This is a genomic window from Mycobacterium sp. MOTT36Y (assembly GCF_000262165.1).
In the GTDB taxonomy this organism is placed as follows: Bacteria; Actinomycetota; Actinomycetes; order Mycobacteriales; family Mycobacteriaceae; genus Mycobacterium; species Mycobacterium intracellulare.
Map to the genome: position 1 here is coordinate 1741025 of NC_017904.1, position 14427 is coordinate 1755451.

The window sequence follows — 14427 nt, forward strand, 5'->3', positions numbered from 1 at the left end:
GCTCGGCCCGTAGGGGATCAGCGCTTCTTATCGGCATCGTCGAGCAAGCGCTCGAGGTAGGCGACATCCTGACGGAGCAGCGACAACGCGGCTCGCGGTCCAGTCGCCGCTGTCACCCGGTTCTCCGCCTGCAGCACGCTCGCCACCGCCATGTCGGCGACGTCGGTGGCGACCTGCTCAGCGCTGGCCGGGTCGTCTTCGTGGAACCACCACGCTACCCAGTTGCACATACCGATCACGGCCAACGCGGCGATTCGCGGATTCACCGGGCGAAACTGGCCTGCGTCAATACCAGCTTGGATGACTTCGATGAGGTTGCGCAACATCTTGCGCTTGGTGGTCTCGTGAACCTTCGCCAGATCTTCGGGCAATTCGGCTTCGGAACGAGCCAGCAGTAAGAAGCGCGTGGGGTGCAGGGCACGGTTATGCGCCATCAGATAGGCGACCTCGGACAGTTTCTGCACAGGGTCGATCGTCTTATTGTTTGTCACCCGCAGGATCTGCGCCGTGTTTCCCGCCGTGATCTCGGTGACGAGCCTGGAGAGCAGATCTTCCTTGCTCTTGACGTAGTAGTAAAGAGCCGGACGGGTGATGCCCATGGCGTCGGCGATATCTTGGAGACTGGTGCCGGCGAAGCCGCGCTCGGCGAAAAGCTTGGCCGCGGTTTCGTACATCTGGTTTTCGACTAGCTCTTTGCGCATGCTGACCGCCGGCTGGGACTGCGCATTGCCGTCCCGGGTTGCCTCACGCGCCCCGGAACCCGACGCGGTCTCTGTCGCTTTCGCCATCGAACCATCTTAATTGGTGAAATGCTTAATCTTCGGAGATCCGGACGCGCGGTGCGCCAAAGGACCCCACGCCACGCTCGCGAAGACGCGCGGCACCCGTCGGGTCATCCTGCGGGGCGGTGACAGTCATTCGTCGGGTGTCTCCGAACCGCAAGCCGATGGCGCGCCCGTGATCGAATCAACGCTACAGTCAACTATCAGTCGTATGTGTAAACTCATGTCGTTCACAGCTGCTCTGACTCAAGGAGTCGCCACATGGCCATCACCGTCCAAATGCCGACGCTCGGCGAGAGCGTCACGGAAGGGACAGTGACCCGGTGGCTCAAGCAGCAGGGGGACACCGTCGCCCTCGACGAGCCTCTGCTGGAGGTGTCGACAGACAAAGTCGACACCGAAATACCCTCGCCGGCGGCCGGCGTGCTCACAGAGATCCTCGCGCGCGAGGATGAAACCGTCGCGGTGGGCAGCGATCTGGCGCTCATCGCCGAAGCTGATTCCGCACCCACCGAGGTAATGGTCGACAACCGGCCGCCGCCGACTCGTGTCGGTGCGCCGCCCGAAGCTGTCCGGGGGCCCGCTCCCGACAGGCAGTCCGGATCGGAACTCGACGCCGCAGAGCAGGCCCCCAGCGGGGACGCTGAGACGTTGTCGGTGACGATGCCCGAGCTGGGCGAGTCGATCACCGAGGGCACGGTGACTCGCTGGCTGAAGGACGTCGGCGACTACGTGGAAGTGAATGAGGCGCTCGTAGAAGTGTCCACCGACAAGGTCGATACGGAGATCCCGTCGCCGGCTGCGGGGACGCTGTTGGCCATCACCGCCGCTGCAGACCAGGTCGTCCCAGTCGGTGCCGAGCTGGGCAAGCTCGGCGCGGCTCGGACACTTTCATCCGCGCCACCGCGAGCATCAGAGGCGCCGCCACAATCCCAACGAGAAGCTCAGACGGCAGGAGAACCGGCGCCGCAGTTCGTAGCGGACGTGGAGCCCCGTGACGACCCCGCGCCCGGTGCAGAGCCGGCAGCCAGGGTCGCCCCCAAGCCCGCCGCACCGCCCGCGCCGGCACCGGTGGACGGGCGCTCCACTGCCGGACACACGCACCCAGCAGACCGCAGTCACCAAACCTCACCGTCGCGTGCCGATGCGCCGGTGCGCGGCACGGTCCAGAAGGCCAGCAGGATCCGCCAGCTCACCGCCGCAAAGACCCACGAATCACTCTTGAGCACAGCGCAATTGACGCAGACCCACGAGGTCGACATGACGGCGATCGCGGCGCTTCGGGCGCGGGCAAAAAAATCCTTTGCCGAGCGGGAAGGAGTCAACTTGACGTTCCTTCCGTTCATTGCGACCGCCGCGATCGATGCGTTGAAAGCCCATCCCAACATCAATGCCAGCTATGACGAGGAGTCCAAAACCATTACCTACCATGACGCCGAACACCTTGGTTTCGCTGTCGATACGGCGAGAGGACTGCTGGCGCCTGTGGTGTCCAATGCCGGTGACCTCTCGCTTGGCGGGTTGGCGCGGGCAATCGTCGACGTTGCCGCGCGGGCGCGTTCTGGCGACCTGACTCCAAACGAATTGTCGGGCGGAACCTTCACCATCACCAACATCGGCAGTGAGGGTGGGCTGTTTGATACGCCGATCCTGGTGCAACCCCAGGCGGCGATCCTGGCCACCGGAGTGATCCGTAAGGAACCCAGGGTGGTGCTCGACGCGATCGGCAACGAGTCAATCGGCGTGCGGTCGGTCTGCTACCTGTCTATGACCTATGACCATCGACTGGTGGACGGCGCCGATGCCGGCCGTTTCTTGAGCACGATCAAGCGTCGCCTCGAGGCTGCGGATTTTGCCGCCGAACTTGATCTAGAGCGGGGGCGCGGGTGACGGCTTGGGACCTTACGGACTGAGTCATCACATCTTGCTCCACCGGGGGATCGCGCGCCGGCTTGATCGTCGACAATCTTTGCGCCGTCGACGTTTTCGCCGCCGATGCCGCGGCGTGAATTGATCACCCGGCTGGGCCGCAGCCCGGCCACCGAGCAGTTGAGCAACAATCGTTGGCCGATCAACGATGTAGTTGATTTATCAACGCAAACGTAGCATCGTCTGTCGAGTGGCGCGCTACTGCCGATAGGGAGCGCCCTTCGTCGTGGGTAGCGAAAGGTATGAAAGCAATGGCCGACCAGTTTGACAACCGTCCAACTCTGTTCGTAATCAGGCACCTCCCAGGCCCGAACTTTCGACCTGAGGTCGCGCCCACCGAACAGGACGGCGTCGCCGAACACTTTGCATATGTCCGGCAACTCGAAGAGTCGGGGGCGATCCTGCTGAGTGGACCGCTGCTGGCCGAAGGCGCTGGTGGCCTGATGGTCCTCAGTCCCCGCGTCGACGCGGCTGAGGCTTCCCGCATCGCGGAAAACGACCCGGCGATCAAGTCGGGTTTGGTCGTCGCCGACGTGCTGCCATGGATGATTACCGCGGGCGACTTTTCGAACTTGACCTAAACTGGTGTCAAGCCGGCTGGCGGTCAGGCATCTCACCTCGCCTGAGGTGGTTCGAAATCCGAACAGAGACAGATAGTTGCGCCGTACGGTGTACGACCCCGATGCCTCGACGGGCTCCGGCGTTTGGCCTTGGGCGGTGGAGGCAATCTTCCAACAGAAATCACCGAGCTGCGGGCCGGGGCCAGAACCGCGCCCGCGATGCACGCAGGGCCGTCACGCTCCTCTCGGGGACGTGCATTACCGACACCGAGACCTCTCGGCGGCTTGCCTGCGGCGCGGATTCTCCGAAGTATCGCCGTTCACCCGAAATGGCAAGTCCCCCACCACCAAGCGGGATGTTGTCGAGCTGATTAACCTCCCCTACCCGGGAGTCACCGTGCGCTTGGTGAAGTCCAGAACGGTCCAGACACGAGCGCCGGGTCGCCGACCATAGGGAGACCTGGCGATGTTAGGAACGCGTGCGGACCTGGCCATTCCTGCCATAACTTCGACGCCGCCGGACGCCAGGTTACGGTGATGCCGAGTATTTGACAACTGCGTTGGCGGAGGGCTACTGTGACAGCCGTTACAGTCAGCGTTCGCGGTGGCACGGCGGTGCCTCTAAGGGCTGTCGTATGAGGAGTAGGGGCATGCCGCGCCTGGACCCGCAAGCAGCCGGTCAGTCCGCCCGCAAGGGCGTAACAGGTGGCGCCGCGGCCTGTCGTGCGCCCCGACGAGGCATCCTGTCCGAGGTGGCCGACGGGCGACGCGATCGGCGTCGTCAATGACGCCCATGTCCGCGCTGAGCCCCGGGTCGCGCGAATGTCCTTGCCAATCAACGGAATCGACTCGTCTGACCTTCGGCCTTACTCCGTCTTGCGGGACGACTCGGGAGCCGCTGCACGTGTGTCGGCGTCGCGCGGTCTCGTTCCTTGGAAGTTCTATCGAGAATTTTTGAGACTGTGTTCAAAAATGCTCCGATGTGGTGTACCTTGCCTCAGGAGCAGCGTTGTGAGCCGGAGCACAAGGCAAACGACAGTGGTCAGCGCGACGGGGAGGAGGCGAGTTTTCGATGGCGACAGAGACGCCGACGGCGGCGACTACGCGCGCCGGGTCAGCAAACGGCGACAGCGGGCACCGCGGCGCCCTGCATCGCGCACCTTTCGGGAACGGCACCCCGCCGGATGGCTGGCGCGCGGTACTGACGCAGCCCGGCGCCAGCGTCGCCAAGGCTGCATCGCGAGTCGGCACGATTCCGGCGCGCAGCACGGCGACCACGGGTCGCGCTGTACTGATGGCGGCCGCGGTCTTGCGGTATGCCGTCATCGACACAATTTCGATGCGGTTGCCCGTCGGTGAGCTCATCGTGCAGGCCTGGACCCTGCTCAAGGTGACGGCAGTTCCAGCGGTGCTGATGGCGGTGCCCTTCGGCGCGATGATCGCTGTCCAGGTGTCCGGCCTCGTCAACGAGGTGGGGGCAAACTCACTTATCGGGTCGGCAATCGGCGTCGGTGTGGTTCGTCAGGGCGCACCGATGACCGCGGGTTTGCTCATGGGTGGCGCCGCGGCGTCGGCGATCGCTGCCGACTTCGGGGCCAGAGCGATCCGCGAGGAACTCGACGCACTGAGAACACTCGGTATCGATCCGGTGCAGCGTCTGGTCGTGCCGCGCTTTCTGGCCCTGATCCTCATCGCGCCGATCTTGTGCACCATCGTCATCGCATCCGGCGTGGCCGCAGCCTTCACGATCTCGGTCACCGTCAATGACGTGACGCCCGGAAGCTTCTGGCTGTCATTCGGTTCGTTTGCGAAGATGGTCGACGTCTGGTTTGCGATGGGCAAGACCGTCACCTTCGCCGCGTTTGTCGCAATCATCTCCTCGATGCGGGGCATGGAGGCCAAGGGCGGACCGCGTGGTGTGGCGGATGCGGTCAACGCCGCTGTCGTACTCAACGTCGTCTGCATCGTGACCGCAAATCTGGCGATCACTCAGCTGGAGACGATGTTCTTCCCCATGGCGGTGGCATAGTGGCGCAGCCGACACTGCCAGGCTCTCGCGCCGTCCCGTCAAAGTATCTGAATTTTGGCCGGGCACCGGTCAGACTCGTTAATGGCACGCTGAGAACCGCGGGCCAATGGGTGGTGTTCATCGCCCAGACCGTGTGGCTGCTACCGACAACCATTCGGCGGTATTCACGGGAAACAGTGCGAGTGATGAACAGCCTGGCGTGGGGCCGGGGTTCAATAGTCGTCGACGGCGGCGTGATCAGCATCCTGACAATCCTTGGTGTGACCATCGGCGCAATGGTGGCCATCGAAGCCTATGCGACGCTCAACTTGATCGGCCTCGGCGCGCTGTCCGGAATCATCGGCGGGTGGGGAAACGTCCGGGAGATGGCACCGCTGGTCACCGGCGTCGCGTTCGCCTCCCAAGCCGGCTGCCGGATGACTGCCGAAATCGGCTCCATGCGGATCGCGGACGAAATCGATGCCACCGAGTCGATGGGGCTGCGATCGATCCCGTTCGTCGTGGGCACGCGTCTCGTCGGCGGAATGATATGTGTGGTACCCGGCTTTCTGCTCGAGTTGATGGTTGCTTTCTTCACCTCGGATCTGGTGATTCGCGTTTCCTACAATCAACCAGCCGGAACATACAATCACTATTTTGTTCAATTCCTTTCCCCGACAGACATCGCATATTCGCTCACCAAGGCGATTATTTACTGCGCCGCCGCAACGTTGATTCATTGTTATTACGGTTATTTTGCATCGGGCGGACCCGTTGGGGTCGGGCAGGCTTCCGGACGCGCAATTCGCGCGAGCCTCGTCACCATTATGGTCCTCGACATTATGACGACCGTCATGATTTGGGGCTGGACGCCGAAATTCGAGTTCAAGGGCTAGGGGAAACGCTTGCTATTCCGGATGTCGGAGGCGGCCGAAGCGCGCCGGCTGACCACCATCGGCGCGGTGCTCGCGCTGTGCTTGTTGGTGACGGGCGTGTTGATCGCCGTGAACCCTTTCCGAAGCCGCCCGGCGAACCGTATCTCGATCGTCATGGACCTGCCGTATCTGGGTCAGGGAGTCACCGCGGGTACCGCGCTGATAATGCACGGGGTCAACGTCGGCCAAGTCACCTCCGTGTCGAGCCTTGCCAGCGGTGGTGTCCGGCTCAACGCTGACGTCCGATCGGGACCCACTGCCGGTTTAACCGACAAGATGAACGTCGACTTCCGGCCGTCCAATTATTTCGGTGTCACCGCCATCAACCTGGTTGCCGGCACGGGCGGCGCACCGCTGCGAAATGGCTCGCGAATTGACACCGTTCCAAAGGGAAACTTCACCCTGCAGGCGTTGCTCTACCGGCTGGGTGAGATCACCGGCGGCGTGGTGACGCCGCAATTGGTGCGCGTGATGGACCGCGCCACGCGGTTCACCGATGGGCTCAATCCACTCATCGAGACGATCCTGGTCGCGGCCGAGGCGGTGACCAAGGTGCAGACGGTAAGTACCGAGCAACTTTTGAGAAATACGACCGGTGTGAGTGTGGCATTCCCAGGCACGCTGGACTCGATTACTTCTGCTGGCTACAACTTCGATCACAACTCTGGATTCGTGAGGTTCATGCAGACCGCCGACGGCTGCCTGCCCGGTCAGGATTTTGTCAACCTCGCCCCTTCCCTCGGCCAGTATCAAACAGATGAATATTGGAACAAGCGGTCTATAGCGACGCTTGACGTGCTGGCGAATAGGTTCTTCGGTGCATTGGGCAAGCTATTGTCATCCCACCCGCAAGATTTGATGCCTGCGGTCGATCTGGTCAAAACTCTGACCGATGTAGTGCCCGGTCTAATAACACCGGCCAATATCTCCTCTGACTTGGTGGAATTGCGAACTCGACTGGAAAATCTGTATGCGGGATCCCCTGAACAACGGGCGATACAGACACACATCGTCCTGGATGAATTACCCGGTGTGGCTGCCCCGCTCGGTGCGATAGGAGCCCAGTGATCACGCCCAAGGCCGCATTATGGCGATTTGCGTTGGCCGCCGCCGCCGCACTGGCGGTGTTCATCGTCCTGGTCAATGTCCTGCGACAACCAGTTGCCGCACCCACACGCTCCTACACAGCTCAATTCACGGATGCGTCGGGCCTGCACGTCGACGCTGACGTGCGGGTCCGGGGAGTGCGGGTCGGGAAAGTCAAATCGCTGGCGCTCGAGCGTAGGGCTGGACAGAGCGTCGCAACGGTCGAGTTCAGTCTCGACAAGCGCTACGCAGTGGTGTCCACGTCGCGGTTGGCCATCAAGTACCAGGCGCTCACCGGGTTGCGCTACGTCGATGTCGTCAATCCGTCCGAGACGGCGCCGGCGGCGAGCATTGTGTCGCATGTTCCGATCACCATGACGCAACCGTCGTTCGACATCACCACTCTGTTCAACGGCCTGCAGCCCGTCATCGCGACCTTGAGTCCCAGCGATATCGACACCTTCACCGAGAATGCCGCGACGTATCTGTCGGGTGAGGGCGGACTCAAGCCGATGCTCGACAGCGTCCGAAAGCTGACTCAGTTCGCGTCCGACCGCGAACAAGTCATCGCGACGGTGATGCGCAACCTCGACGCTGTGGCCGACACGTTCGGCGGGCATTCGAAAGATTTCGTCCAGGTCCTGAAGTGGCTGAATCAGCCGTTGGACGCGGCGATCTCGGTTATGGACGAGTTTCGTAAGTCGGAGCTGTATGGCCCTGCCTTCACCGGGTCCACTCTCCAAGTCCTTGCCAACGCAGGGTTTCCGCTCGGGCCCGCCACTCGGGTGCAGCAACCCGACGGCAGAATCGACGTCGTCGACTCCTCGCGGAGCGACATCGCCGACGGTCTCGACAAGGCAATCACGCGTTTCGATGACTACAGTCGCGACGTCCTCAAGCTGATACCGGTGATGTGGGATAACGTTCCCCCGCCAGGGGCGCCTGATACACCATTGCCCTGTTCGCGGGGTCGCGCGCAACTGCCCGACTCAATGGACGTGCTCTTGAATGGCCAAAGGGTGATCTTGTGCAATCGATGAAGCTTCTCAAGAGTTCGAGGTTCTGGGGTGTCGCCGCGCTGGTACTGGTCGCCGTGCTGGCGATCACTGCTGCCGAAATCAACATCAGTCCTCCGGGCCAGAAGATGATCTCCTTCTACACCGATGATGCGGCGGCGATCCATCCCGGTGATACCGTGCGGATTGCCGGGATCACGGTCGGCAAAGTGAAAGATCTGTCAATCGAACCGAATCAGGTCAAGGTTCGCGCAACCGTGGATCACGACGCATTTGTCGGTGATCAGTCACAAATTCAGGTCCGTATGCTCACGGTGGTCGGCGGTTATTATGTCAATTTGGTATCGCTTGGCAGAAAGCCACTGGGTGCAAATCCGATCCCGGTAGAGCGCGTGACGATGCCGTACAGCCTGATGCGGGCGCTGACCGATTCGACAAAAATCACCGAGCGAGTTAATCCGAAGCCGATTCGCGAATCATTGGATCAAATCCAGGAGGGACTCACCGGCACAAACGTGCAGACTCTTTCCGCCGTTATCGATGCGGGCAATGCCCTCACGTCCACGATCGAGCGTCAGCGGGGGCAGGTTACTTCGATCCTCAATCTTTCCGATGAGTACATCGAGGCGCTGCGTAATTTCACCGGCGAATTGAAGGTCCTGGTGAGCAAGCTTGCCATCCTCGAGGAGACGCTCGTGCTGTACGGCAAGGGTTTCGGCGAGGCCCTGAAGGGTATGGGCGACGTCGGTGATGCGTTCCTGCGTCCCTTCGGCGACTTCTGGGTGAACCACCGCGAGGAGTTCATCGAGAAGGTTCGCGATTGGCAGGACAGAGTCACCCGGTGGAAGGACCACAACAGCCGGATCATTCCCAGACTTCGGCGGATCAGGAACAAGATCGAGCGGATGCTGGACGCGCAGAACGCGCCGCCCGAGTTGCTTGCCACAGATCTTTGCATCCCTATGGCGGGGAGTCCGTGCTGATGGTCTCGCGAATGGTTCGCCGCATATTTCGTACCGCCGTAGCTACACTCACGGGCGCTGCAACCGTCGCTGGTGCCTCGTCGTGCTCCATGATGGGCGGCGAGAAGAGCGTCGCCTATTGCGCGATGTTCCCAGACACCATCGGTCTGTATGCCGGCAACCCGGTGACCCAGATGGGCTATCAGATCGGCAAGGTCACGTCCATCGCCGCCGGCCCCACCCAGGTCCGGGTCGACTTCTCAATCACACAGAGCAGGGCACTTCCGCCCGACGTCAGGGCAGTCATCCGGTCGCCATCGATCCTTGCCGACCGTTCGTTGGAACTGGTCGGCAACTACAGTTCCGGTCCGCGGCTCCAGGCCGGCAAGTGCATTCAGCTCGACCACTCGTTTTCGGCCAAGACGATTTCGCAGGTGGTCGGATCGACCTACACCTTTCTCAACTCGATCAACCCGAACGGGTCGACGAACGTCGGTGACACAGTTCGCGGACTTGACGAACTGGCGCACAACAACGGTGCCGGGATCAACCAGCTTGTGACCAGGACGTCCGCGCTACTTGACAGCCCGGATGAAGCGATCAGTGACATCGGCTCGATCATCCGCAACACCGCCGAGCTGACCGGTGTGCTGCGCGAACTGATGCCGCCGTTGAAGCAGATCATGTACGACGCGCGCAAGACGACGCCGGACTTGGCGTTGGCGCTGGACGGTACGACAGGGCTCGCCGGTCCCGGCGGCGGAATGGGGACCCTCGGGCCACTGGCCGAGTTGGTGGCGATCCTGCAAACCAGATTGGGTGACGAGACACAGCAAGCGCTCGACACGGTCAGCGTCACGGTGCGGAAGCTGACTCCCCACGCGACCGCGATGTCGGATCTTTTCACCCCGGTGCCGTGGTGGATCAACACGATCGCCAATCACTTCAACAGGCGTGATTTCCACACGTTCAACCTCGCCTATCGGCCCCCGTTGTATCGGGTTCGGACCCACGACGGGCTCGCGCTCTGCGGCATGATGAATGCGTCGATGCCCGGCAGTTGCGCTGATGTCAACGGCCAGCCCTTTGCCGTCGACGTCGCGCTCCTGCAGTACGTGCTACAGCAGGCGGCGAAGCGATGAGGCGGCGGATATGGTCGGCTGTCGCCGTCGCGGCAAGTGCCATGTTGGTTCCGTCGTGTGCTTCCATGACCGTCAACTCGTTACCGCAACCGGGTAAGAGCTACGGCGACGGTTACGAAATCGTCCTGCAGTTCGCCAACGTCCTGAGCCTGCCCGACCGTGCGAAGGTCGTGCAGGACGGTACGACCGTGGGATTGGTAACCAAGATCAATCTGGCGAGCAATCACGTCGACGTCGTAACGCGGATCGACCCCGACGTGGTGGTGCCGGCAAACGTGCATGCGACGTTGCAGCAAGCCACGGTGCTCGGTGACACCTATGTCGCGCTCGAGCGTCCTGAGTCGGGTCCGCCGGCGCCGGCACTGCGCCCGGCCGGGACGGTTCCGTTGGCACAGACCACGTCTCCTCCCCAACTGGAGGACACGATCGCCAACTTGGCGAACTTCGTCGGCAGCGGATCCATTCAGCGTGCCCAAAACACCATCATCGGGATTAACAGGGTGACGCCGGCACGAAGCGGTGAATTCCGCGACCTGGTGAAGCGGGTAGACACCGACCTCGCGGATCTGAGCAACAACATGGACATGGTCGATCAGTGGCTTACGGGCGTATCCGGAACAGCCCAGGTCATGTATAACGACCTACCCGAATACAAGTACTTCTGGTCGACGGAGGGGATGCTGGGCTGGAAACGCTCATTCCAAGTCGGGTCTTACATCGCTACCGTGTTGCCCTCGATCGGCAGTATCTACAGCGGTGGCTATTGGCTTGTGCCCCTGCTGAAGTCGCTCGGCGGTGCGCTTGGAGCCCTGAAAGAGAGCAAATGGGCGTTCGAGAACGAAGCGCCCGCGTGGCAGCGGCTACTCACCGACTACTTCCTTCCCGCAGATAAGTACCCGGCGATAAACATCACGTCGATAAAAGGGCCGGATGGGAAAGAGCTGATCGACAACGTGCAGGACGTGCTGCGGATTCTTGGAGCGACGCCATGAAATTAAAGGGCGCCTTGTCGTTCGCGATGTTCGGAGTGATCATCGCGTTCGCCCTCAGCGTGATCTGGTCGTTCGGTGTTCGGACCGGCCCGCCTGCTCAGCGGACCAACCTGAGTATGGCGGTCCCTGACATCAAGGGCCTCGTTGTCGGTTCGAATGTGCTGCTCCGCGGCCAGCCGGTCGGCAAGGTGACCGAAATCAACACGGCGACTAGCGATGCTACCGTGCAGTTCTACGTCGACGGCGATCACCACATTCCTGTCGACACCGACGTGCGGCTGGACAATCTGTCCGCGCTCGGTGAGGCCTACATCGGACTGGCGCCACGGACGAGCGGAGGCCCGGTATACAAGGACGGCCAACGTATCTCGCCGAAGACGATAGAAGCGCCGCCGTCCATCTCGGAGCTGGCCACCAGCGTGGTGCGCGTGCTCAACCAGCTCGATCCCGGCCAGCTCAAACGAATTCTGGGGGAGGCCGACGCTGCTCTGCCCGCGCCCGAGCAGGTGCTGCCCAACCTGGCACATGCGAGCTCGCTACTGCGGAGTCAAGCGACAAGCATGCATGGCCGGGGACAGGAAGTGATCGACAATCTGCAGGCGCTGCTGCGCAACGCGGGCTGGGTTGGTCCCTTGCTCGGTGATCTCATTTCACCCATTCGAGCGGCGGGTTTCGGGGCCGCCGGTACTTATCAAGGCATGATGCACACCCTGGAATGGAATAACCCGCGAGACATGGCGCTGTTCGGTGATTACCTGGACCGAATTCAGAAATTTCTGGACACGCGGGGTCCTGACGTCAAAGTTCTGACGGAGACGCTTTTGCCGCATTTCAAAGGCATTGGCGGAGCCCTGATGAATTTCGACAGTGGACAGATTCTCTCAAACATATTGAAGAGCATCCCGAAGGAGGGCGCGATTACACTGCACGTTGCCGTTCCCGACCGGTAGGCCGGGCAATCATCGAAGTTTTGAGGGGAAGCCGTGTCCATCACTGACCACGACATCGAGAACGCGTCGTCGGACGTCGTCGACGACGAGAAGCCAGAAGTGAACGAGGAGCCAGAAGCCGACAAGAAGCCGGCAAAGGACCAGAAGCCAGAGGAAACAACTTCAGAACCTGACGAAGCAGCGACCGTCAAGAGCAAGTCCAAGGCGGACTCTGAGAAGTCGCGCGCGCGGGTGTCGATATCGGTGCGGACGTTGGTGATCGCGGCCGTTATCTGCGTTGCTGCCAGCGCGATCGGAGTGCTGGCGTGGCTGTACATCGGCGCGCAGAACAAATTGAGTGCGGAAGCCCGCGCTACCAGCAACAAGAAGCATGCGGAAGAAATAGCCCAGGACTACGCCGTGCATGCCGCCGAGATGAACTTCCAGGACCTCAACGCTTGGAAGGTGCAACTCGTCAAGGGCACCTCCCCGGAACTGAAGGAAAAGCTCACCAAGGCCGCGGGTGAGATGGAACAGATCCTTACTCCGCTGCAATGGGTTTCGACCGCGCGGCCGTTGGCCGCGAAAGTTCGCTCAGATGTGGGCGGGACCTATGTCGTCGACTCCTTCGTCAGCGTTCTGACCAAGACAATGCAAGCTCCTGAGGGACTGCAATCGACCGCTACCTACAGTCTCACAATCGACAGCAACAAAGACTGGCAAATCAGCGACGTCGGCGGCATCGCCGCAGCTCTTGGACAGAAATAACGGGCGATGTTTCAAAGGATGTGCTGAGGGATGGAATCCGTAGCAACCGGCCGGACCGGAACTCGTCTCCGGAGCAGATTCGTGATGATGTGCATGCTGCTCGTTCTCTCTGGGACGGCAACTCTCATGGCTCGCGCCGGCGCTGACCCGCTAGATCCACCGGGCCGCGACTCGGTGCCTCCGCCGTTGGCGCCAGTCAAGCCCATGGCAAATTGGCAGCCCAAATTTCCATTTCCGTTCGACCAGACTCGGGGGAACGTCACCGACGCGGATATCAATGCCGAGCGAGAAATGTGTGGGTGGTTCAATGCGGATTACGCGGATTTGAGGCTCCAGATCGAGAGATTCAACAACAGCGTATTGAGCAGGAACGGTAACTGGGATGCTGAGGGGATCCCGGAGCGGCAAGCTGCCATGACTGCGAATATTGATCAGTCGGTGGACTTCCTTGCTCCCCGTACTCAGTCGCTGACTCAGAGCTATGACCACGCAGGAGATATGTATTTCCCGATTTACGAGGGTCAAAGCTTTTACATCCTCTGGCAGAACCTGTCGAACGTCAGCGCGGGCATCAAGGGCCATCAGCCGACCTGGTTCACCGGACCATCGTTTCAGCGGGTAATGCACTACGGCAGCAAGATCCAGCGGTCCCATGTCTGCGACTGAAAGTGGTCCGGTGGGCGGCATCTCGATGAGGAGGCACACGTGTTGAGAATCCATGTCGGCACGGCTGTGCCGGCTCGGGCACGTCAAGGTCGCGCGCCGGCAGTCGGCGCGACGTTGGTCGCGCTCGCCGCGGCTTTGAGTAGCGCTGTACTGTCCGCTCCGCCGAGCACTGCCGATCCGTCCCCCGCGCTCCAACAAGCCGTCATGTCGGCGCGCAGTGGCACAAGTTGCCCGCCGCTGCGGTATGACCCGATCGTCGAGCACGCTGCGGAGATCGTGAATCACTCGACCGACGCCTACGTCAGCCACACGACGAGGAATTCCCCCGCGGACTCGCCGACAGGCGCACTGCCCATCCTCAAGGACCTCGGCAGCAGCGCGGGCAAATCGTGGTCGCTGCAGGGCGCTGGGCACGACAGCGACGCCGACGCGATCAAAGGAGCGATACTGGAAGGGACTACGCAGGGCGCCGGCGTTAGCTTGAATGTCAGCCCGGGTGTGTTCAAGACGCTGGAAGACACGGGTCCAGCGCCATTGGCGAATTGCTCCTACACCGATTTCGGTGTCAGCCTTCTCCACAATGCAGATACCGGCCTCTCGCTTGCTGTCGTCGTCCTGGCGGGCAAATGATCCCGGCTGGTCAGCGCGCGCA

General features: G+C 61.6%; 14 protein-coding genes. 13 read left to right on the forward strand and 1 reads right to left on the reverse strand.

Annotated elements, in window-relative coordinates; all coding sequences use genetic code 11:
* Positions 1-17: 17 nt before the first annotated feature.
* Complete coding sequence (locus tag W7S_RS08180; RefSeq protein WP_014711195.1) at positions 18-788, reverse strand: TetR/AcrR family transcriptional regulator; 771 nt, start codon at positions 786-788, stop codon at positions 18-20.
* 255 nt (positions 789-1043) lie between these two features.
* Here W7S_RS08180 and sucB point away from each other — a divergent pair, with 255 nt between their 5' ends.
* The 13 genes from sucB to W7S_RS08245 all read left to right on the forward strand — a co-directional run bounded on the left by sucB (position 1044) and on the right by W7S_RS08245 (position 14405).
* Positions 1044-2672 carry a 2-oxoglutarate dehydrogenase, E2 component, dihydrolipoamide succinyltransferase gene (gene sucB / locus W7S_RS08185; protein ID WP_014711196.1) on the forward strand — a complete coding sequence of 543 codons (1629 nt, stop codon included), beginning with the start codon at positions 1044-1046 and terminating at the stop codon, positions 2670-2672.
* A gap of 290 nt (positions 2673-2962) precedes the next feature.
* Positions 2963-3292, forward strand: coding sequence for a YciI family protein (locus W7S_RS08190; protein WP_014711197.1), 330 nt, complete (start codon positions 2963-2965; stop codon positions 3290-3292).
* 1051 nt (positions 3293-4343) lie between these two features.
* Positions 4344-5300 (forward strand): ABC transporter permease, encoded by a 957-nt coding sequence (locus W7S_RS08195; RefSeq protein WP_014711198.1) that lies wholly within the window; start codon positions 4344-4346, stop codon positions 5298-5300.
* 110 nt (positions 5301-5410) lie between these two features.
* Complete coding sequence (locus W7S_RS08200) at positions 5411-6175, forward strand: ABC transporter permease (protein WP_014711199.1); 765 nt, start codon at positions 5411-5413, stop codon at positions 6173-6175.
* A gap of 21 nt (positions 6176-6196) precedes the next feature.
* On the forward strand, positions 6197-7282 hold the full coding sequence (locus W7S_RS08205; RefSeq protein WP_014711200.1) for a hypothetical protein: 1086 nt from the start codon (positions 6197-6199) through the stop codon (positions 7280-7282).
* Entirely contained in the window at positions 7279-8340 is a 1062-nt protein-coding gene (locus W7S_RS08210) for an MlaD family protein (protein WP_014711201.1), read from the forward strand. Before W7S_RS08205 ends, W7S_RS08210 begins: the two co-directional genes overlap by 4 nt.
* Entirely contained in the window at positions 8337-9299 is a 963-nt protein-coding gene (locus tag W7S_RS08215; RefSeq protein WP_014711202.1) for an MlaD family protein, read from the forward strand. The genes W7S_RS08210 and W7S_RS08215 overlap by 4 nt, the downstream gene beginning before the upstream one ends.
* An 89-nt stretch (positions 9300-9388) precedes the next feature.
* Positions 9389-10420 carry an MlaD family protein gene (locus W7S_RS08220; protein ID WP_014711203.1) on the forward strand — a complete coding sequence of 344 codons (1032 nt, stop codon included), beginning with the start codon at positions 9389-9391 and terminating at the stop codon, positions 10418-10420.
* On the forward strand, positions 10417-11412 hold the full coding sequence (locus W7S_RS08225) for an MlaD family protein (RefSeq protein WP_176218135.1): 996 nt from the start codon (positions 10417-10419) through the stop codon (positions 11410-11412). Before W7S_RS08220 ends, W7S_RS08225 begins: the two co-directional genes overlap by 4 nt.
* Positions 11409-12362 (forward strand): MlaD family protein, encoded by a 954-nt coding sequence (locus tag W7S_RS08230; RefSeq protein ID WP_014711204.1) that lies wholly within the window; start codon positions 11409-11411, stop codon positions 12360-12362. Before W7S_RS08225 ends, W7S_RS08230 begins: the two co-directional genes overlap by 4 nt.
* Before the next feature lie 33 nt (positions 12363-12395).
* A complete protein-coding gene (locus W7S_RS08235) occupies positions 12396-13109 on the forward strand; it encodes a hypothetical protein (protein ID WP_014711205.1) in 714 nt (237 codons plus the stop codon).
* A gap of 84 nt (positions 13110-13193) precedes the next feature.
* Positions 13194-13775 (forward strand): hypothetical protein, encoded by a 582-nt coding sequence (locus tag W7S_RS08240; protein ID WP_014711206.1) that lies wholly within the window; start codon positions 13194-13196, stop codon positions 13773-13775.
* A gap of 39 nt (positions 13776-13814) precedes the next feature.
* Positions 13815-14405, forward strand: a complete 591-nt coding sequence (locus W7S_RS08245) for a hypothetical protein (protein ID WP_369751731.1) — start codon at positions 13815-13817, stop codon at positions 14403-14405.
* The last annotated feature ends 22 nt before the right edge of the window (positions 14406-14427 follow it).

Coding starts and splice junctions, on each gene's coding strand:
- W7S_RS08230 (WP_014711204.1), top strand. CDS start 11,409: ATGAAATTAAAGGGCGCCTTGTCGTTCGCGATGTTCGGAGTGATCATC.
- W7S_RS08240 (WP_014711206.1), top strand. CDS start 13,194: ATGATGTGCATGCTGCTCGTTCTCTCTGGGACGGCAACTCTCATGGCT.
- W7S_RS08225 (WP_176218135.1), top strand. CDS start 10,417: ATGAGGCGGCGGATATGGTCGGCTGTCGCCGTCGCGGCAAGTGCCATG.
- W7S_RS08220 (WP_014711203.1), top strand. CDS start 9,389: ATGATGGGCGGCGAGAAGAGCGTCGCCTATTGCGCGATGTTCCCAGAC.
- W7S_RS08180 (WP_014711195.1), bottom strand. CDS start 788: ATGGCGAAAGCGACAGAGACCGCGTCGGGTTCCGGGGCGCGTGAGGCA.
- sucB (WP_014711196.1), top strand. CDS start 1,044: ATGGCCATCACCGTCCAAATGCCGACGCTCGGCGAGAGCGTCACGGAA.
- W7S_RS08205 (WP_014711200.1), top strand. CDS start 6,197: ATGTCGGAGGCGGCCGAAGCGCGCCGGCTGACCACCATCGGCGCGGTG.
- W7S_RS08195 (WP_014711198.1), top strand. CDS start 4,344: ATGGCGACAGAGACGCCGACGGCGGCGACTACGCGCGCCGGGTCAGCA.
- W7S_RS08215 (WP_014711202.1), top strand. CDS start 8,337: ATGAAGCTTCTCAAGAGTTCGAGGTTCTGGGGTGTCGCCGCGCTGGTA.
- W7S_RS08190 (WP_014711197.1), top strand. CDS start 2,963: ATGGCCGACCAGTTTGACAACCGTCCAACTCTGTTCGTAATCAGGCAC.